This window comes from Flavobacterium sp. 38 (genome assembly GCF_057799715.1).
This window is the reverse complement of sequence record NZ_JBYNWZ010000004.1, coordinates 277,775-296,806: the sequence shown is the minus strand read 5'-3', so window position 1 is coordinate 296,806 and position 19,032 is coordinate 277,775. Positions and strand designations below refer to the sequence as shown.

Annotated in this window: 18 protein-coding genes and 1 tRNA gene; 14 read left to right on the top strand and 5 right to left on the bottom strand. The window is 33.5% G+C overall.

Going from position 1 to position 19,032, the window contains the following annotated elements; translation table 11 throughout:
* The first annotated feature begins 37 nt into the window (after positions 1-37).
* Entirely contained in the window at positions 38-196 is a 159-nt protein-coding gene (locus tag AC3E9W_RS12670) for a hypothetical protein (protein ID WP_488768611.1), read from the top strand.
* 198 nt (positions 197-394) lie between these two features.
* Here AC3E9W_RS12670 and AC3E9W_RS12665 read toward each other — a convergent pair whose 3' ends face one another.
* A complete protein-coding gene (locus AC3E9W_RS12665; protein WP_111285737.1) occupies positions 395-847 on the bottom strand; it encodes a DUF4442 domain-containing protein in 453 nt (150 codons plus the stop codon).
* Positions 848-1,101: 254 nt separating this feature from the next.
* On the opposite strand from AC3E9W_RS12665, the gene AC3E9W_RS12660 reads away from it, so the two are divergent.
* The 5 genes from AC3E9W_RS12660 (at position 1,102) to AC3E9W_RS12640 (ending at position 5,539) form a co-directional block, all read left to right on the top strand.
* Positions 1,102-1,557, top strand: a complete 456-nt coding sequence (locus tag AC3E9W_RS12660) for a DUF4870 domain-containing protein (protein ID WP_306159198.1) — start codon at positions 1,102-1,104, stop codon at positions 1,555-1,557.
* A 203-nt stretch (positions 1,558-1,760) separates the two neighbouring features.
* Positions 1,761-2,093, top strand: a complete 333-nt coding sequence (locus tag AC3E9W_RS12655; RefSeq protein ID WP_008464689.1) for a PadR family transcriptional regulator — start codon at positions 1,761-1,763, stop codon at positions 2,091-2,093.
* A 3-nt stretch (positions 2,094-2,096) separates the two neighbouring features.
* On the top strand, positions 2,097-3,857 hold the full coding sequence (locus AC3E9W_RS12650) for a PspC domain-containing protein (RefSeq protein WP_306159202.1): 1,761 nt from the start codon (positions 2,097-2,099) through the stop codon (positions 3,855-3,857).
* 3 nt (positions 3,858-3,860) lie between these two features.
* Positions 3,861-4,595: a head GIN domain-containing protein gene (locus AC3E9W_RS12645; protein WP_488768608.1), complete on the top strand. Its 735-nt coding sequence runs from the start codon at positions 3,861-3,863 to the stop codon at positions 4,593-4,595.
* A gap of 83 nt (positions 4,596-4,678) precedes the next feature.
* Entirely contained in the window at positions 4,679-5,539 is an 861-nt protein-coding gene (locus AC3E9W_RS12640) for a GIN domain-containing protein (protein WP_306159205.1), read from the top strand.
* 105 nt (positions 5,540-5,644) lie between these two features.
* Here the strand turns inward: AC3E9W_RS12640 and trxB are convergent, their stop codons facing one another.
* Complete coding sequence (trxB, locus tag AC3E9W_RS12635) at positions 5,645-6,592, bottom strand: thioredoxin-disulfide reductase (protein ID WP_306159207.1); 948 nt, start codon at positions 6,590-6,592, stop codon at positions 5,645-5,647.
* 267 nt (positions 6,593-6,859) lie between these two features.
* On the opposite strand from trxB, the gene AC3E9W_RS12630 reads away from it, so the two are divergent.
* Positions 6,860-7,879: a cytochrome-c peroxidase gene (locus AC3E9W_RS12630; protein ID WP_488768605.1), complete on the top strand. Its 1,020-nt coding sequence runs from the start codon at positions 6,860-6,862 to the stop codon at positions 7,877-7,879.
* 194 nt (positions 7,880-8,073) lie between these two features.
* Here the strand turns inward: AC3E9W_RS12630 and AC3E9W_RS12625 are convergent.
* Together AC3E9W_RS12625 and AC3E9W_RS12620 are read right to left on the bottom strand one after the other, a co-directional pair.
* Positions 8,074-8,148, bottom strand: a tRNA-Pro gene (locus tag AC3E9W_RS12625).
* A gap of 256 nt (positions 8,149-8,404) precedes the next feature.
* Positions 8,405-10,576: a hypothetical protein gene (locus tag AC3E9W_RS12620; RefSeq protein WP_488768603.1), complete on the bottom strand. Its 2,172-nt coding sequence runs from the start codon at positions 10,574-10,576 to the stop codon at positions 8,405-8,407.
* A gap of 229 nt (positions 10,577-10,805) precedes the next feature.
* Here AC3E9W_RS12620 and AC3E9W_RS12615 point away from each other — a divergent pair, with 229 nt between their 5' ends.
* From AC3E9W_RS12615 to AC3E9W_RS12585, 7 genes are all read left to right on the top strand, one after another.
* Positions 10,806-11,204 carry a septal ring lytic transglycosylase RlpA family protein gene (locus tag AC3E9W_RS12615; protein ID WP_488768601.1) on the top strand — a complete coding sequence of 133 codons (399 nt, stop codon included), beginning with the start codon at positions 10,806-10,808 and terminating at the stop codon, positions 11,202-11,204.
* A gap of 217 nt (positions 11,205-11,421) precedes the next feature.
* Positions 11,422-12,189, top strand: coding sequence for a ParA family protein (locus AC3E9W_RS12610; protein ID WP_008464569.1), 768 nt, complete (start codon positions 11,422-11,424; stop codon positions 12,187-12,189).
* A 5-nt stretch (positions 12,190-12,194) separates the two neighbouring features.
* Complete coding sequence (locus AC3E9W_RS12605; protein WP_306159215.1) at positions 12,195-13,097, top strand: ParB/RepB/Spo0J family partition protein; 903 nt, start codon at positions 12,195-12,197, stop codon at positions 13,095-13,097.
* A complete protein-coding gene (locus tag AC3E9W_RS12600) occupies positions 13,097-13,657 on the top strand; it encodes a DUF5683 domain-containing protein (RefSeq protein WP_306159217.1) in 561 nt (186 codons plus the stop codon). The genes AC3E9W_RS12605 and AC3E9W_RS12600 overlap by 1 nt, the downstream gene beginning before the upstream one ends.
* Positions 13,658-13,696: 39 nt before the next feature.
* Positions 13,697-14,398 carry a 4-hydroxy-tetrahydrodipicolinate reductase gene (gene dapB / locus AC3E9W_RS12595; protein WP_456895816.1) on the top strand — a complete coding sequence of 234 codons (702 nt, stop codon included), beginning with the start codon at positions 13,697-13,699 and terminating at the stop codon, positions 14,396-14,398.
* Positions 14,399-14,454: 56 nt separating this feature from the next.
* A complete protein-coding gene (gene lepB / locus AC3E9W_RS12590) occupies positions 14,455-16,008 on the top strand; it encodes a signal peptidase I (RefSeq protein WP_488768599.1) in 1,554 nt (517 codons plus the stop codon).
* A 92-nt stretch (positions 16,009-16,100) separates the two neighbouring features.
* Positions 16,101-16,727, top strand: coding sequence for a WbqC family protein (locus AC3E9W_RS12585; protein ID WP_488768597.1), 627 nt, complete (start codon positions 16,101-16,103; stop codon positions 16,725-16,727).
* On the opposite strand, the gene AC3E9W_RS12580 is transcribed toward AC3E9W_RS12585, so the two are convergent.
* Entirely contained in the window at positions 16,717-18,993 is a 2,277-nt protein-coding gene (locus AC3E9W_RS12580) for a TonB-dependent receptor (RefSeq protein ID WP_306159224.1), read from the bottom strand. The two genes, AC3E9W_RS12585 and AC3E9W_RS12580, sit on opposite strands and share 11 nt — an antisense overlap.
* Between the last annotated feature and the right edge of the window lie 39 nt (positions 18,994-19,032).

The window sequence follows — 19,032 nt, the reverse complement described above, 5'->3', positions numbered from 1 at the left end:
CATCAAAAATAAAATCTAAACCATCAAAAAACGAACAATGACAAAAGTAATTACAGCTTTAACTGTGGCTCTATTTTCAATTGGAGTAACAGCGCAAGAAACGAAACCTACAACAAAAGAAAAAGCAAAAAAAGAATCTTGCTGCAAAAAGACAACGGAGAAAAAAGATAAAAAATCTTGTTGTACTAAGAAATAAACGAAATTCAATTTCAACAGAAAGACCTCGCTAAAAACGAGGTCTTTTTTATTAGCCACGAATTACACTAATTTTCGCTAATTTCTAATTTGAATCTAATAAAAAAAACTTTGACAAAAATTTAAATTGTCAAAGTTCATATGTTTTACATATTAATTCGTGAGAATTAGTGCAATTCGTGGCAAAAGAAAATAAAAATTATTTCACGCGAATACTCCATTCAAAATCCATTTCAGAAACTTGAACTCCTTCTTCATTTGTTCCTATAGATTTCATCCAGAACGTCTGCCCTTCTCCAGTTTCTATGGTTTTCTTGATGGCATCGGCAATTAAATGTCCGTCTTTGCAGACAAACGTAATTCTTCCTGTTGCTTTTTTAGTAAAGTTTCCTTTGTTGTTGGCTACTAACATAGAGATTTTTTTACCGCTTTGCTGAATCTGCGAAATCACTAAAGCTCCAGTTGTCAGCTCTGCCGCCATTGCCTGAACTGCAAAATACATTGAGTTAAACGGATTCTGATTGATCCATCTGTGCTTTACTGTTACTGTACAGCTGCTATCGTTTATATCTTTTACACGAACTCCGCAAAAGTATGCTGAAGGCAATTTGAATAAGACGAATTTATTAAGTTTTGATACCGAAAGTGCCATAGAATATATTTTTTATGTAAAAATACAAAAAAACTATGCACGCACAATAAATTCTTTTAACAGGAATATAAAGCCTTTAACCACGGCACTTTCGGATGATTTTCAGCAATTTAAAGGATAATTCACAATCTTATATTTGTTAAATTTTTGTTAATAATTAGTACTATGCAAAACAAGATACTGTTTTTTAGACATATATTTGCATAAGAAATTACTATATACTTTTAATCATGGAACAATCAACACCACTCATCATGGAAAAAACATCAGAAAAGAATACAGCAGCATTTACTCATTTGAGTACTTTAAGCCAATATATAATTCCGTTTGGTAACTATATTTTTCCGCTAATCATTTGGACGAACTATAAAGACAAATCTGAATTTGCAGATCATCACGGAAAACAGGCTTTGAATTTTCAGTTAAGCATTTTGCTTTACTCTTTGATTTTAGCACTTATTGCTATTCCGATTTTCGTAACTGTTTTTTTACAGAATCTTCCAATAGAAGCTGTTTTTAATGACGACGATTATGTAATTAGAAACTTTAACTTTCAGGCAAACATTGGAATGTTAAGTGTAGGAATTACAGCTGTTATCCTTTTCGGATTATTAAAATTTGTTGAATTCTTTTTAGTGATTTATGCTTCTATAAAAGCTTCAAACGGAGAATTATACAAATATCCGCTTACGATTCCTTTTATAAAGTAATTAGACGTTAAAGATTAAAAGTTCTTATACATACGGGAGTTTTAGCCCTGATAGAAGTGGAAATCCTTTTGTGTCTCGTTTCTTTAACGAGACACAAAAGATTGAAACGGATAGCAGGAAATAGCTCCAAAAAATCAATCATCAATCATATCATCATCAATCAAAAAACGAATTGTTCAATCAAAAAAAAACAAAATGAAATTATGAACATTGAAAACACAAAAGCACAGATGCGCAAAGGTGTTCTTGAGTTTTGCATCTTATCAGTTCTAAAAGAAAAAGATGCTTATACCTCTGAAATATTAGACACTTTAAAAAACGCAAAATTACTAGTTGTAGAAGGAACCGTTTACCCGTTGTTAACGAGACTGAAAAATGACGGTTTGCTAAATTACCGCTGGGAAGAATCGACCTCTGGGCCACCTCGAAAATATTATGGATTAACCGAGATAGGACAAACATTTTTAAACGAACTTAGCGGCACTTGGACAGAATTATCCGACGCCGTAAATCTAATCACCAATCAAAATCAATAAGTCATGAACAAAACAGTAAATATTAACTTAGGCGGGATGTTTTTTCACATCGATGAAGATGCATACTTAAAATTGACACGCTACTTTGACGCTATAAAACGATCACTTAACAACTCATCTGGTCAGGATGAAATTATTAAAGACATCGAAATGCGTGTTTCTGAATTGTTGACAGAAAAACAAAAAAGCGAAAAACATGTTGTTGGACTGAAAGATGTTGACGAAGTGATTGCGGTAATGGGACAGCCAGAAGATTACCGAATTGAAGATGAGGAAACGGCTCAATCTTTTAATAATTATGCAAGAAAACACAAAAAATTATACCGCGATAAAGAAAAAGGTATGATTGGAGGTGTGGCGACAGGTTTAGGACATTATTTTGGAATTGACGCTGTTTGGATCAAAATTGTATTCTTAATATTCGTTTTTGCAGGTTTTGGAACTGGTATTCTAGCTTACTTCGTTCTTTGGATCGTAACCCCTGAAGCGGTTACGACTTCAGAAAAATTAGAAATGACTGGAGAGCCTGTAACGATTTCAAACATCGAAAAAAAAGTTCGCGAAGAAATTGACTCATTATCTGATAAATTTAAAAATGCAGATTATGACAAAATGGGAAACCAGGTAAAGTCGGGAGCTGGGAGAATAAGTAGTTCATTTGGAGACTTTGTGATGACGGTTTTTAAAATCTTTGCTAAATTTTTAGGAGTGATTCTAATTATATCTGGGATTTCAACTTTAATCATGTTGCTGATTGGCGTTTTTACTTTGGGAACTAACATTTTTATTGATTTCCCTTGGCAAAATTTTATTGAAGCTGGAAACTTTACAGAATATCCGCTTTGGTCATTTGGATTGCTAATGTTCTTTGCTGTTGGAATTCCGTTTTTCTTCCTGACACTTTTAGGATTTAAATTGTTATCTCCAAACTTAAAATCAATCGGAAATATTACAAAATATACGCTTTTGGCTCTTTGGATTATTTCTATCGCGATTCTTACAAGTATCGGAATTAAACAGGCAACTGAAATTTCATACGACAATAAAATAGTAGAGAAAAAAGTTTTTGCCATCAAACCGGCTGATACTTTGTACATCAAATTTAAGTACAATGATTATTACACAAAAAGTTTGAACCATTACAGAGAATTTGAATTTGTACAGGACTCTGCAAACAACGAATTGATTTATTCTAATGACGTGCGTTTACACGTATTGCGCACAGATGAATCGGCTCCGTTTATTCAGATCGAAAAAAGTGCAAGAGGCAACTCTTTTACAAATGCAAAGAAAAGAGCAGAAAAAATTAATTATAAGTTTCAAATTAACGGAAATCATTTAATTTTGGATAACTATTTTCTGACAGATGTAAAAAATAAATTCAGAGGACAAGAAGTTGATGTTTATCTTTATGTACCAGAAGGGCAACTGATTAAACCAGATTCTTCTGTTAGAGATTACTACAATTCAGACGATAATTTCTTTGAATTAAATTACAATGGAGATTACAATTATAAAGTTATCGGGTCTAAAGTAAGATGTTTGAACTGCCCTGCTGATGAGGACAATGACAACAATTACGAGAATAACTATGAAAATGATTACGAGAATATTAATGAAGACGTTAATGAAGCTGCCGTTGAAGCTGCAGACACGATAAAAGAAGTTTCGGTTAAAATTAACGGAAAAGAAGTTATAAACGGAAAAAAAACTAAAGGAAGACTAACCACAGATAAAAACGGAGTGATAATCAAAACTAACTAAACCATGATAAAAATAATCATCCATATTACGAAATTTATAATTATAACTATTACTGCTTTACTGTTTGCTTCATGTAATTTTAACATGAATTCTATTGAAGGAAGCGGAAATGTTACAACAGAAAAAAGAACCGTTGACGGGGAGTTTAAAAATATCTCTGTAAGCAATGCCATCGATTTGGTTATTGAGCAGTCTGACGCAACAGAAATTACTGTCGAGGCCGATGATAATCTTCAAAAAGAAATCGTTACAAGAGTAGAAAATGGAACGCTAATTATTGAATGCAAATACAGCTCTTTCCGCAACATTACATCAAAAACGGTGACGGTAAAAATGCCTGCTGTTCATAAAATAGAAGCTTCGAGTGCGTCAACTGTTGAAACTAATGGCACTATTCAAAGTGAAGATATTACTTTGGACGTCTCAAGCGCAGCATCGATGGATGTTACTATCGAATCGGACAGAATTGCAATTGATGCCGGAAGCGGAAGTTCTGTAGATATTATAGGTAAAGCGCTAAGTCTTACTACTTCAGCGTCAAGCGGAGGAAGTATAGATGCCGAAAAACTTATGGCAAATGAAGTTCATGCTGATGCTTCTAGCGGAGGAACTGTTTCTGTACGTCCAATCTTAAGCTTAAAAGCAGATGCTTCTAGCGGAGGAAATATCAACTACAGCGGTAATCCAAAAACGGTTGAAAAATCGGCAACTTCTGGAGGAAGCGTAAGCAAAAGCTAAAAGTGGAACTGTTAAATATAAAAGAAATCATTCACCGAAAGTGGATGATTTTTTTATATTTGTCAAAATCAAATCTAGAATTAATGAAAAAAAGTACAGCGCTGCTCTTATTATTATTTGTTACAACTTTCACTTTTGCACAAAAAAGAGAAAAAATTAAAGGTTCTAAAATTGTAACGACCTCGATAAAAGAAGTTGGAAGTTTTGACGCTCTTGAAGTCGATGATAATTTGGAAGTTTATTTGGAGCAAGGAGAAAAAAACGAAATTAAAATTGAAGCCGATGATAATCTTCATGATATTATCGGAATGGATTTAAGAGAAAAAACGCTTCGATTATACACTAATAAAGAATCTACTATTTTCAAGAAGTTAGCTGTAAAAGTAACGTATACTAAATCTTTAAATAAGGTCATTACAAAAAATGAAGCTATAGTTTATGCCATTCAAGAATTGCAATTGGATGATATCACAATGAATTGTCTTGATTTTTCTAAATTATTTTTAAACGTAAATTCAAAGAGATTCTCCCTAATTGCTGATGATAAAACTAAAACAGAGTTAAACTTAAAAGCTGAAGATGGAAATTTGCAATTGAGCAAAAATGCTTCAGTTAAAACATTAGTTTCTGCTATAAAATTCAAATGCGATTTATATCAGAGATCAACTGCTGCAATTGAAGGTATTGCTGAAAAAGCTACAATTAGGCTAGACAATAATTCTATTTTCACTGGAGTAAAATTTACTTTGAAAGATGCGAATATTACTGCCGAAGGTTCTTCTGTTGCGAGCATTTTAGCAGAAAACACTATCACAATTGCAGCTGGAGACAAGTCTGAAATTTCACTATCTGGTGATCCAAAAATAGAACTTACACGTTTTAGCGAAGAGGCAAAACTGATAAAAAAACCAGGCGCACCAAAACCAAAAACATCGACATTGTAAACTTATAAATTATTTTAGAGTTTAAAAATATAATGAAAAAGTCCCTTCCGAAAGAAAGGGACTTTTATATTTATAGCAAGTTCAGATTAACTTGAAACAAAAAATTTATTCCTTTGAAGCCAAATATCTTTCAGCATCTAGCGCAGCCATACATCCTGTACCTGCAGCAGTAATTGCTTGACGGTAAACATGATCTGCAGCATCACCAGCAACAAAAACACCTTCTACATTCGTTTTAGATGTCCCTGGAGTGTTTACGATATAACCTGTTTCGTCTAGTGTAATATAATCTTTAAAGATATCTGTGTTTGGTTTGTGTCCAATTGCTACGAAGAAACCAGTTGCAGGAATTTCGATAACTTCTCCAGTAGTTTTGTTTAATGCTTTAATAGCATGAACTACATTATTATCTCCAAGAACTTCCACAGTATCGTGATTCATTAAGATTTCGATATTTTCTGTTTTACGAACACGCTCTTCCATAATTTTAGAAGCTCTAAATTTCTCGCTTCTAACCAACATGGTTACTTTTTTGCAAAGTTTAGATAAATAATGCGCTTCTTCGCAAGCAGAATCTCCCGCACCAACAATTACAACATCTTGATTTCTGTAGAAGAATCCGTCGCAAACCGCACAAGCAGAAACTCCACCACCCATATTTAGGTAATGTTGTTCTGATGGCAATCCTAAATATTTAGCCGAAGCACCTGTAGAAATAATTACAGTTTCGCAGTGCAATTCGATAGAATCGTTAATCCAAACTTTATGAACACCTCCAGAAAAATCAACTTTTGTTGCCCATCCGTCACGAATATCTGCACCAAAACGTTTTGCTTGTTCTTGTAACTGAATCATCATTTCAGGTCCTGTTACTCCATCAACATAACCTGGAAAATTTTCAACTTCATTAGTAGTCGTCAATTGACCGCCAGGCTGCATTCCTTGATATAATACTGGATTCATATTAGCTCTGGCTGCATAAATAGCCGCAGTATATCCGGCAGGACCAGAACCTATAATAAGGCATTTAATTTTTTCGATTGTATTTGACATAGTTATGTTTTCATTAATAATTGATGGTGCAAAAGTAAGTTTTTATTGTTGGAAAAAAGAACTCGGCTAATCAGTTTTTGTTATTCTCAAATAACAAATAATGAATATGTCAAGCTTATGTCTGCGCATTATTGCTTTCGCAAATTAAAAATTTAAACAATTGTAATCGTTATTCGCCAGAAACATGGAATACATGATAAAAATCATTTCTTAAAAATAGGTTTTATCCTACATTGTTCCAATAAAAAAAACTTAACTAAAATAGAAATGAAAAAAGTAATTTTACTGCTTGCAGGTTTGTCATTGACTTCGTGCAAGAAAGAATCGGGTGAATTCGATGTCGTAAAAACTCCAGAAACTCCTAAATCAGAATTGTTAGCGAAAGCTTCTACTTTCTTTAAATCTGTTTCAGCATTGCCTGAAGAAAACATATCGCAGGAAAAATTTGATTTGGGAAAAAAACTTTATTACGATAAAGCATTGTCAAAAAATGGAACAATCAGCTGTAATTCCTGTCACAATCTTGCCACTTATGGAGTTGACAACAAATCTTTGTCTGAAGGAGACACAAAACAATTGGGAGACCGTAACTCGCCTACCGTAATTTATGCTTCGCTGCATTCTATGCAATTTTGGGATGGCCGTGCCAAAAATGTAGAAGAACAAGCCAAAGGACCTTTACTAAATCCTGTAGAACACAGTATTCCAGACGCTGCATTTTTAGAGAAAAAACTAAGAGCAATGCCAGAATATCAAGCTCTGTTTAAAAAGGTATATCCAAAAGATAAAGAGCCAATTACTTTTGATAATCTCGCCAATGCAATTGGTGCTTTTGAACGCAAACTTAATCCGAAAAGTAAATTTGACGATTATTTGGATGGAAATGAATCGGCGCTAAATGATCAGGAAAAAAAGGGTTTAAGTTCTTTTATCGAGAATGGTTGCATTACCTGCCATAGCGGTCCTGCATTAGGAGGCCAAATGTTTCAGAAATTTGGCGTTTATGGTGATTATGCAAAACTTACCGGCAGCAAAAAAGTCGACAAAGGACTTTACAATCTAACAAAAAAAGATGGAGATTTATATATGTTCAAAGTCCCAGGTTTACGTAATGTAGAAAAAACGGCACCTTATTTTCATGATGGTTCCGTTTCATCATTGAATGAAGCCATAAAAATGATGGGAAAATTACAGCTTAATAAAGATATTTCTGATGAGGATGCTAAAAACATGGCTGCTTTCTTGAAAACATTGACTGCAGATGTTGATGCAAAATATAAAAATTAAATAGCTGATTATTTTAAGCGCAAAGATTGTATGTAGAGACGCACTGCAGTGCGTCTAACGTTTGTCAGGTCGTTTGAATCTCGCAAAGTCGCAGAGACGCAAAATTTTTGAGCTCATTTTTAATTTTGGCAAAGGAGATATTTATAAAATAATCCTAAAAAGAAAAAAGCCGAACATTTCTGTTCGGCTTTTTGTCGGGGTGGCAGGATTCGAACCTGCGGCCTCCTGCTCCCAAAGCAGGCGCGATAACCGGGCTACGCTACACCCCGAAGATGTATATTTGTTGTAGTGCCCGAAAGCGGATGCAAAGATATAAATAAATTTGATTTGAAAAAGAAAAAAATAAGAAAATAAATTTTCATGTTTTCTTAGAAACGCTTTTCCTTAAAAACGAGGCATCTTCAATTGATTTTAATAACCGAAATAACTTTTTGACTGCTACAGAATTATGTGCTGATTTTTAAAAATAAAAAACTCTGAAGATTAGCAATCCTCAGAGTTTCATTTTTTATATAATCTGTATAATTATTCTATACTTTTAATGTAAGAAGGATAAGATTCCTTACTTGGAAACACAAATTCTTCATCAAAAGGCTGTATGCCATCTCCATTATTATACAATGCTACACGTTTGGCGCCCGTTGCTGTACTGCCACCTGTACCATTGATAACATTTTGAATATTACCAGGACCTGCAAAACGAGTAATGCACATTTTCTCCAACTTCACATTTGGACTATTTGGCACTTCAAAACCGTTTTTCTTATTTACATTTCCATCAGTTCCTGTAAAAACAGCATAAGATCCCATTCCTATTGTATGATGTTCTTTTACCGAATTGGCCACTTTAAATGCCGCGTAACCATCAACTCTTCCGCCCTGACTGCTCCAGCTTGCCTGATTCGGAGCATCGTATGGCGGTTCGTTTTGAAAGAAAAAAGTTCTGCCACGCTCTCCAAGCCATACTACTTCATATTCCTGAAAATGTTCTACAAACAAAGCATAAAGCGTAACATCATTTCCTGTAACGATAAGTCCGTTTTTGCATCTGTCTCTCACCCAGCGCGCATCTCCGCCTTTTTGCGAACCATGATCGGCACGCCACAGCCAGAAATGATCTCCTACCACATTATTACTATTGATCTGCATCGAAGCCTGAATCTGAATATTTTTTGACTGCACTCCGCCTACTCGACACGTAATATCACTTAGTAAAATAGGATCTTTAGCATGATCGGCATTCGCATCTTCGTTACCAATTCTAATCTGATACGTTGTACTATTAAAAGAATCCATCAAAAGTCCAGCAATGATAATACCGTCTTTATCATCAGCATAAATACATCCCCACGTATTTTTCTCCGTCGGTTCTAACGTTACCGAAGCAATACCAGCTCCTAAAAGAATTGCATCTTTTCTGTTTACCTGAATCGGAGCATTTAAGGCATAATGTCCTGGAGTGAAAAATATATTTTTACCCGCTTTCAACGCGGCGTTTATTTCCACATCGGTATCTCCTTCTTTAGCAACATACCAACTCGTAATCAAATCTTGAATTTTTCCTTGCCCCATATCATTTGCAGACCAAGAAACTCCAACTCTATCTTTTTGCCATGCTGGAACAAATACTTTATATTCTCCATCCTTATCAATAAAAAGAAAAGGCTTTTCTCTAATAATAGGTGTAGTAGAAATTGGAGAATTACTATCATCTGCTTGCGGCGGATTTACACAACCCTGCCAAACCATATTATACGAGCCTCCCATCGCTCCAGAGCCTGAAGGAAAAACGGTATTTCTGGTATACCATTGCTGCTGTCCGCCCCAATTTGGCCTTGATGTAGTGTAGTGCGAATCGGCAATAAAACCACCACTACCCCAAAAATTCGTGTTTCCTATATCCGAAATATATTTCGAAGTGCTTTCAATAAGCAATCTTCTCGCACTTGTTGACTGAGAAACCGTCCACGAAAAATCGCGCATTATTTCTACATTTTCTACCGAACGCCAAAAAGTACAAGTTGCATTTGCTCCACCAGAAAGGTGAGGTCTAGTAAATATCGCTCCCAATTTAACATCAGACGGCACTTTCCCTAAACCTCCTATATGAGAATAAAATCCTAATTCTATCGCATTTGCTTCAGCTGACGACGCAGAACCAGAGCCGCCAACATCATACGTTTCGCCATTAACATTTGGTTTGAAATAATACGCCTGACGTTTTGTTGTCCATTCACCATTTGCACCGCCTAAACCAATACTGCTAAATTGCGAATTAATTTCATTTCTTGCTGTTTCTGCCTTTTCATGTTTTCTGTCATAGAAATACATATTGTCTCCAAAAATCTGATTTTCGAGCGAAATGACTATAGTTATGTCGTTACGAGTAATTTTATAATAGTTCTCGTATTTATCTGTATTGGGCTTATTGTCTATAAATGTCAATTTAGAAGTTGACCCAACTGATACAAAATTTGATGCCAAGCGACTTCCTCCTCTAGTAATCATATAATTTCCAGAAGAGCCAAAAGCCGACCATGATAATGTTATAGAATGTTTCTTTTTGCTGTAAACAATTTTACGTTCTATTTTTTTATTTCCTTCTATTTTTTCATCTGTAGAATAAGGCGAAATAAAACTGCATAAAAACAGCATAGACGCGAATAGTGTAAATAATGAGATTGTTTTTTTACTCATAAGAATGTTGCTTTTTGTGGTTTGATAGTTTGTAATTATTGTAGTTTTTAGGGATCACAAAATAGCAATAATCTGTAAGCTGAAAGTCCGTTTTTGCTCTCAATTTTCTTATCAAAAACACTACAAAATCTAGAAATTTTGCCTTTTTATACCATAAATAAACCTTATTGCACCTATCTGTTTTTCGTTAATCACTTTTTTTTGTCCATAAATAGAAAGAGAAAATGAAATGAAAAAAATTACACTATTTATAATCTTGGCGTTTTCTGTCCTTGCTATCGCACAGCAAAAAAATATCATTTTTATTAACTCCATTGCCAGAGAAATTGTGCTGCATAAGAAAAATGTCCACGCATCTTATTATCATGATAAATTTAACGGAAGGAAAACAGCGAGCGGCAGAAAATTTAACAACAACGATCTTACCGCAGCGCATAAGAAATTTCCTTTTGGCACCTTATTAAGAGTAACAAACGAAGCTAACAAGAAATCTGCAATTGTAGAAGTTACAGACCGAGGTCCATTTATTAAAGGAAGGGAAATTGATCTCACCAAGAGAGCCTTTATGAAAATTGCTTCCAATAAAAAATGCGGTTTGGTTTATGTGACTATTGAGATTTTGAAATAATTTCTTTTTCTGGCTAAATTTTGATTCCTGCCTTTTTAAGTAAGAACAACGACTAAATTATCTTCAAATTTTATTGACAATTCTATTCATATCTAAAATAATTTTCTGCCAAACACCCATGAAACCCCGATTAATCAAACTTTCACAAATGTTAACAAAATAGATTTTCAGAAACCATAAATAATTGTATTTTTACGGTTCAAAATTCAGAAAATAAATGGGCAAAATCATTGCTATTGCTAATCAAAAAGGAGGCGTTGGAAAGACTACTACATCTGTAAATCTTGCTGCCTCATTAGGTGTTTTAGAAAAAAAAGTATTGTTGATCGACGCTGATCCACAGGCCAATGCTACATCTGGTCTTGGAATTGATGTAGAAACAGTTGAAACTGGAACCTACCAAATACTTGAGCATACTGTAACACCAAAAGAAGCCGTTTTAAAATGTACAGCTCCAAACGTAGATGTGATCCCAGCTCACATTGACCTTGTTGCTATCGAAATTGAATTGGTTGACAAAGAAAACCGTGAGTATATGCTTAAAAAAGCATTGGAAGAGGCAAAAGAAGAATATGACTATATCATTATCGACTGCGCACCTTCTTTAGGTTTGTTAACCTTGAACGCTTTAACAGCAGCAGATTCTGTAGTTATTCCTATTCAATGCGAGTATTTTGCACTTGAAGGATTAGGAAAATTATTGAACACTATTAAAAGTATTCAAAAAATACACAACCCAGATCTTGACATTGAAGGTTTATTATTAACAATGTACGATTCAAGATTACGTTTATCAAATCAGGTTGTAGAAGAGGTTCAAAAACACTTTAACGATATGGTTTTTGATACTGTAATTCAGCGAAATGTAAAATTAAGTGAGGCTCCGAGTTTTGGAGAAAGTATCATTAATTATGATGCAACAAGCAAAGGTGCCGTAAACTATATTCATTTAGCACAAGAAATTATAAAGAAAAACAGTAAATAGTTTTTATGACAAAAGTAATTAAAAAACAAGCCTTAGGAAGAGGATTATCTGCCTTATTAAAAGATCCTGAAAACGACATTAAATCAGTAGAAGATAAAAATGCTGACAAGGTTGTTGGAAACATCATTGAGCTTGAAATAAGTGCGATTGAAATAAATCCGTTTCAGCCTAGAAGCAATTTTAATGAAGAATCATTACGCGAATTAGCCACTTCTATTAAAGAACTTGGTGTAATTCAACCTATTACTGTTCGTAAATTAGATTTTAACAAATATCAGTTAATCTCTGGAGAGCGTCGTCTTCGCGCGTCTAAATTAGTAGGCCTTACTCATGTTCCTGCTTATATTCGTATTGCAAACGACAACGAATCTTTAGTTATGGCTTTGGTTGAAAACATTCAGCGTCATGACTTAGATCCAATTGAGATTGCTTTATCATACCAGCGTTTAATTGACGAAATTCAATTAACTCAAGAACAAATGAGCGAGAGAGTGGGTAAAAAACGTTCGACAATTGCCAACTATTTACGTCTTTTAAAATTAGATCCGATTATCCAAACTGGCATTCGTGATGGTTTTATTAGCATGGGACACGGTAGAGCAATTATCAACATTGAAGATTTAGACGTTCAGACTGATATTTACCAAAAAATCGTAAGCCAAAATTTATCTGTTCGCGAAACAGAAGCTTTGGTTAAAAATTATCACGAAGGTTTACAACCAAAAGCAGACGGAAAACCGAAAGCAGAGTCTGCGTTTGTGGTAAGAGAAACACAGAAAAATACTTTCAACGATTATTTTGGTTCGAAAGTTGATATAAAAGTCGCTGGTAACGGAAAAGGAAAAATTACAATTCCATTTAATTCTGAAGCCGACTTTAACAGAATTATAAAATTAATAAACGGATAGTGAATAAGATTGTCCCCATTGGTCTGTTGTTCTTTCTAACAGGAACCGTTTCTCTTTTTGCCCAGGTAAAAAAAGACACGGTTTTGGTCGTAAAAGACACTACTGCATTACAAGAAATAGACCCGCTTACACCAGCAAAAGCCGCTTTTTATTCGGCTATTTTACCTGGTTTAGGTCAAGCATACAACAAAAAGTACTGGAAAATTCCATTGGTCTACGGAGCAATCGGAACCAGTTTATATTTCTACATAGACAATAACAAAAAATACCACGATTATCGTGACGCCTACAAACGAAGATTGGAAGGCTACAACGATGACAACTACCAATTTTTGGACGACGACCGACTTATTGCGGGACAGAAATTCTACCAGAGAAACAGAGATTTATCTGCTTTATTTGTTGTCGGATTTTATGTCTTGAATATAATCGATGCCAATGTTGACGCCGCTTTGATACAGTTTAACGTAAACGAAAGGCTTTCAATGCGTCCAGAAATTTATCCAGCCGATGTAACATTTAAACCAAATGTCGGACTAACTTTTAACTATAAGTTTTAATAGATTAATTTCTATTTAAAAAATCAAAAACAAATCATAATGAAAATTGCGCTTTTAGGATACGGAAAAATGGGTAAAGTAATCGAAAGAATTGCTTTAGAAAGAGGTCACGAAATAGTTTTAAAGAAAGATGAATTTAACACCTATGACGGACTTGCAACAGCCGATGTTGCGATCGATTTCAGCGTTCCATCAGCAGCCGTTAGCAATATTTCTGCATCTTTTAATGCTAATGTACCTGTAGTATCAGGAACAACTGGATGGCTAGAACATTATGACGAGATGATTGCGCTTTGCAATGAGAAAAAAGGAGGATTCATTTCTAGTTCAAATTTCAGCTTAGGAGTAAATATTTTCTTCGGACTAAATGAATATTTAGCTAAAATCATGAAGCAATTCGATTCTTATAAAGTTTCGATGGAAGAAATTCACCACATTCACAAATTAGACGCTCCAAGCGGAACAGCAATTTCTTTGGCTCAGGGTGTAATTGAAAACAGCAATTACAAAAACTGGACTTTAGATGACGCTAAAGCAAACGAGATTCGTATTGAAGCAAAAAGAATTGGAGAAGTGCCTGGAACTCACACTGTAAATTACGATTCTGCAATTGACAGCATCGAAATCAAACATACTGCTCATAACCGCGAAGGCTTTGCTCTGGGTGCCGTTATTGCAGCAGAATGGCTGGCAGGAAAGCAGGGAATTTTCTCTATGAAAGACGTTTTAAACTTACAATAAATCGACTAAAATTCTGGAAGTCTAAATCCTGAATTTGAAACTTAAAATACAATATTATGTCACTATACTCTTGGTTCGTATTTTTCTTAGCAGTACAAGTTATCCATTTCTTAGGAACTTGGAAATTATATCAAGCAGCTGGAAGAAAAAGCTGGGAAGCCGCTGTTCCGGTTTACAATTCTATCGTATTAATGAAAATTATTGGCCGTCCGACGTGGTGGACCATTTTGCTTTTTATTCCGATTATCAACTTGATCATGTTTCCTGTTGTTTGGGTAGAAACCTTAAGAACATTTGGCAAAAGATCTACTTTAGACACTATTCTTGGTCTTTTTACTTTAGGATTTTACATTTACTATGTAAACTATACCCAAAAATTAGAGTATCGTAAAGATCGCAGCTTAACTCCTGAAAATAAAACAGCCGACACTATCAGCTCTTTATTGTTTGCGATTATAGTAGCTACATTAGTGCATACTTATGTTGTACAGCCGTATACCATTCCAACATCATCTTTAGAAAAATCTTTACTAATTGGTGATTTCTTATTTGTGAGTAAATTAAACTACGGTCCTAGAGTTCCAATGACAACAGTTGCATTGCCAATGGTTCATGACTCTATTCCATTAACAAAAAGCAAATCGTATTTAAGCTGGCCACAATTGCCTTATTTGAGACTCCCAGCTATCCAGAAAATAAAACGCTGCGATATTGTCGTCTTTAACTGGCCTGTCGATACGGTTCATTATTTCTTCGAACCTAAAGGAAGACCGGGCGTTATTAAACCAATAGACAAAAAATCAAATTACGTAAAAAGATGTGTGGGTATTCCTGGAGACAGTTTAGCCATTAAAGATGGCTTTGTTTTCATTAACGGAAAAAAATTAGTTTTACCAGAAAGAGCTAAACCACAATATTCTTACGCTGTAGCATTAGACGGAAAAACACCGATTGACTTTGAAACTATTTTCAAAGAATTAGATATTACAGATCCTGCAGGTTTCAGAACCGAAAAAAGAGATACACTTTACTTAGGCGCTTTAACAGAAGCTGGAGCTGAAAGATTTAAAAACACTCCTGGAGTTACTGCAGTAATACGTAAAATTGATACACAGGATGACGATAGAATATTCCCGCATATCAATAAATGGAGCCAAGACAATATGGGGCCTATTTACATTCCAGAAGCTGGAAAAACAGTTGCATTAACAAACGAATCGCTTCCTTTTTATAAAGAGATCATCACAAATTATGAAGGAAATACGTTAGAGTTGCAAGGTTCAAAATTCTTGATTAACGGAAAACCAACCACTACGTACACTTTCAAACAAAACTATTACTGGATGATGGGAGATAACCGTCATAACTCAGAAGATAGCCGTTACTGGGGTTATGTTCCAGAAAATCATATCGTAGGGAAACCAGTATTCATTTGGATGAGCTGGGACACTAACGGAAAAGGCATCAATAAAATTCGCTGGAACCGAGTATTTACAACCGTAGATGGCGAAGGTCAGCCTCACTCATACTTTAAGTATTTCTTAATACTTCTTGCTATTTATTTCGTAGGAGATTTTATCTGGAAAAAAAGAAGAGAGAATAAAGCATAAAAAAATAATGTTATTTTTGTTTCAGGTTTCACGTTTCAAGTTCGCATAGAACCTGAAATCTGAAACCTGAAACTTTTTAAACACAAATACTCATGAATTCCTTAATACTGCCAACTTATTTCCCATCTATCAGTCATTTTGCTGTAATAGCGCAATCTGAAAGCATTACTTTTGAAATGGAAGATAATTTTCAGAAACAGACCAATAGAAACAGAACGTATATTTATAGTCCAAACGGAATTCAATTATTAAATATTCCTGTTAAGCATTCTAAAGAAGCGCATCAAAAAACAAAAGACATTTTGATCGAGAATGAATTTGATTGGCAGAAACAGCATTTTAAATCGCTTGAGGCAGCTTATAGAAGTTCTCCGTTCTTTGAGTACTTTGAAGATGATATTGCTCCTATTTTCGAAAAAAAACACCAATTTTTAATGGATTTAAATTTCGAAGTTTTGGATGTTGTTACTAAATGCCTCCGAATGAAATTTGATTTTGGAAAAACGACTGAATATTTTCACGAAGTGGCTGATTTTACCGATTTCAGATATTTAGCAAATGGTAAAAAAGACGCCAATTCTTTTGAGAAATACACTCAAGTCTTTGATGACAAACATGGCTTTATCAACAATTTAAGTGTTTTAGATTTACTTTTTAACGAAGGTAAATTTGCAATGGATTATTTAAAAACGCAAAAAATAATTTCCATTAACGCCTGACATCATTATTGTTAATATCTTGAGACTCTATCCTATCACTAAATTTTTTACCAAAATTATAAGTCAGAGTTAAAAGCAAATTTCGCGAATTATTCTTTGTTTCAATTTTTTGATAAAAATTATTATATTCACTAATGTCTGTAAATCCACTAGAAACTCTTCCAAGAAGGTTTCGTCCATAAAGACTCAAATTTAATTTACCCTTAAAAATATTTGTTGAAATTGTAAAATCTAAGTAAGGATTGGTAATCCTTTTTGACAATAATGAATAATTAGGGCCATCTTGCCTTCCAGAAATAGAAATTGACAACCTATCTTTAAAAAATATTCCATTTAGATTAAAATTCCCCCTAAATGTGTAGCCACTATTTTTTCCAATTATAGCATCTTGACTATTATCTTCAAAAACATTATAATCAAAGCCTGAATTTATATTTGCAGTGATTTTCTTAAGCACCTTTGTTTTAAAACCAATATTCATTCCAGTAGAATTATATCTAGCTGCATTTTCAAGAGTCTGAATTAATAAATTTCCGTCATTTCTGTACACAGGTGTGATAGCATTATTTATAGATTCATTATAAATTTTGAGAGAAAAACTATCTGATGTATAAAACTTAGTCAACATTGCAAAATAGTAATTTCTTAGCTGCGGATCAAGTTCTGAATTCCCTTGTTTCGCAACACCAGGATATAAAATAAGCACATCATCATTTAAATCGCTTGCACTTGGTCTTAGTACTTTACGCGAATAACCTACTTTTAAATCCAATTTATTCTCAAAATGATATAAGCTATTAATTGTCGGCAATACTAAGTTATAACTTTGCCTCAATAATTGATTTGAATTATTTGTAAATTCATATGTTAAACTTACTTCAGATGAAAATTTATTTGACCATTCAGAGTCTAATTCTACTGAACCATCAAACACATTCTGATAAACGTAAAAATTATCATGAGAAAAACGATACTTTCTATTTATGTATTTAATATCAGTATAAAAATCCATTTTTTTTCCAAAAACACGCATTTCTTCAAATTCATAATCGGCTTGTAACGAAAGTTCATTATTTTTTGATTGAACATCGTAATAGTCTATTTCAGAAGTATTATCAAACTGAAATTGACTTTTATTTATGTTATTAAAAATTGAATATGAGCTTTTAAAAAAAAACGCCTTATTTTCAGCAATTTTATAATTAAAAACTGATGCAATATTCCAGTTAACCATACTTTCTTTACCAATTTTAGAAAAAAGATTAACTTCTTCTTCATTTAAAACAGTAAAGCCATTTGCTTTCCCAGAAAAACTATATTCGTTGATATTATTTGAAATAGTAAAATTACTCTTATCATTTAATTTTATGGCTACTCTTGTATTAGAATTTAATTGTTTGCCATTAGAATGATTAATGTTAGATTGATAGAAAAGACCATTTTCATCAATCCGTCTAGATGTAAAATCAATTACTTGATCATTATTTAAATATTGAAAACTCGTTCTTAAAAGAAAAAAATCTTTTTTAAAGGAGAAATTAGGACTAATTGACCAATAATTATTTACAGCCCCAACTGTACCATCTAAACTACCTTTAAAAAAACCCTCTGCTCTAGTTTTTGTTATAACATTAATAATTGCACCTAAAAATTCCGATTTAAAATAAGCTACCGAAGGATTATTAATTATTTCAACACTTTTTATATCTTCCACTTTAAGTCCTTTAAGCTCGCTGGCATCCGCTTCCAATCCATCAATAAAGATTTTACCTGTTAACACTCCATCAACTAATGTTTTACCATCGAATTCATTAAAATAAACATTAGGTACTGACTGAAGCACATCACTTGCTTTTGCATTTTTTAAATAATCTTTATGATTTATCTGGTAAATTGCTTTTTTTGCACTTGTGATTATTTTTTCACCCGATTTAATAACTACTTCATTTAACAATTCTGGTTCTAACTTAACAAGCTCTATATTAAATAAAGTATTTTTACCTTTAATTTCTACAAAAGAATCAAATTCTTTATAACCATAACTTTTCACTTTAATAAAAACAGTATCACGAGTATTATAATCAAATTTATACTCTCCATTCTTATTAGTTATAGAGAATTTCGAAGTTTGCCCCATTTTTAACTCGACTAATACATCTTGTAAAGCGACATTATCATTTAACACTTTACCGGAAATAGCATGTTTTTCTTGAGAAAAAAGACTAACAGTACATAAAAAAAAGAAAGAAATAATTATAAATCGCATAAATAATATTAGTAAAAATCTTAAAAAAAACTTTCCTAA

Coding starts and splice junctions, on each gene's coding strand:
- AC3E9W_RS12620 (WP_488768603.1), bottom strand. CDS start 10,576: ATGAGTAAAAAAACAATCTCATTATTTACACTATTCGCGTCTATGCTG.
- AC3E9W_RS12640 (WP_306159205.1), top strand. CDS start 4,679: ATGAAAAAAAGTACAGCGCTGCTCTTATTATTATTTGTTACAACTTTC.
- dapB (WP_456895816.1), top strand. CDS start 13,697: ATGAAAATTGCGCTTTTAGGATACGGAAAAATGGGTAAAGTAATCGAA.
- AC3E9W_RS12615 (WP_488768601.1), top strand. CDS start 10,806: ATGAAAAAAATTACACTATTTATAATCTTGGCGTTTTCTGTCCTTGCT.
- AC3E9W_RS12655 (WP_008464689.1), top strand. CDS start 1,761: ATGAACATTGAAAACACAAAAGCACAGATGCGCAAAGGTGTTCTTGAG.
- AC3E9W_RS12580 (WP_306159224.1), bottom strand. CDS start 18,993: ATGCGATTTATAATTATTTCTTTCTTTTTTTTATGTACTGTTAGTCTT.
- AC3E9W_RS12665 (WP_111285737.1), bottom strand. CDS start 847: ATGGCACTTTCGGTATCAAAACTTAATAAATTCGTCTTATTCAAATTG.
- AC3E9W_RS12660 (WP_306159198.1), top strand. CDS start 1,102: ATGGAAAAAACATCAGAAAAGAATACAGCAGCATTTACTCATTTGAGT.
- AC3E9W_RS12650 (WP_306159202.1), top strand. CDS start 2,097: ATGAACAAAACAGTAAATATTAACTTAGGCGGGATGTTTTTTCACATC.
- lepB (WP_488768599.1), top strand. CDS start 14,455: ATGTCACTATACTCTTGGTTCGTATTTTTCTTAGCAGTACAAGTTATC.
- AC3E9W_RS12585 (WP_488768597.1), top strand. CDS start 16,101: ATGAATTCCTTAATACTGCCAACTTATTTCCCATCTATCAGTCATTTT.
- AC3E9W_RS12630 (WP_488768605.1), top strand. CDS start 6,860: ATGAAAAAAGTAATTTTACTGCTTGCAGGTTTGTCATTGACTTCGTGC.
- AC3E9W_RS12610 (WP_008464569.1), top strand. CDS start 11,422: ATGGGCAAAATCATTGCTATTGCTAATCAAAAAGGAGGCGTTGGAAAG.
- AC3E9W_RS12670 (WP_488768611.1), top strand. CDS start 38: ATGACAAAAGTAATTACAGCTTTAACTGTGGCTCTATTTTCAATTGGA.
- trxB (WP_306159207.1), bottom strand. CDS start 6,592: ATGTCAAATACAATCGAAAAAATTAAATGCCTTATTATAGGTTCTGGT.
- AC3E9W_RS12645 (WP_488768608.1), top strand. CDS start 3,861: ATGATAAAAATAATCATCCATATTACGAAATTTATAATTATAACTATT.
- AC3E9W_RS12605 (WP_306159215.1), top strand. CDS start 12,195: ATGACAAAAGTAATTAAAAAACAAGCCTTAGGAAGAGGATTATCTGCC.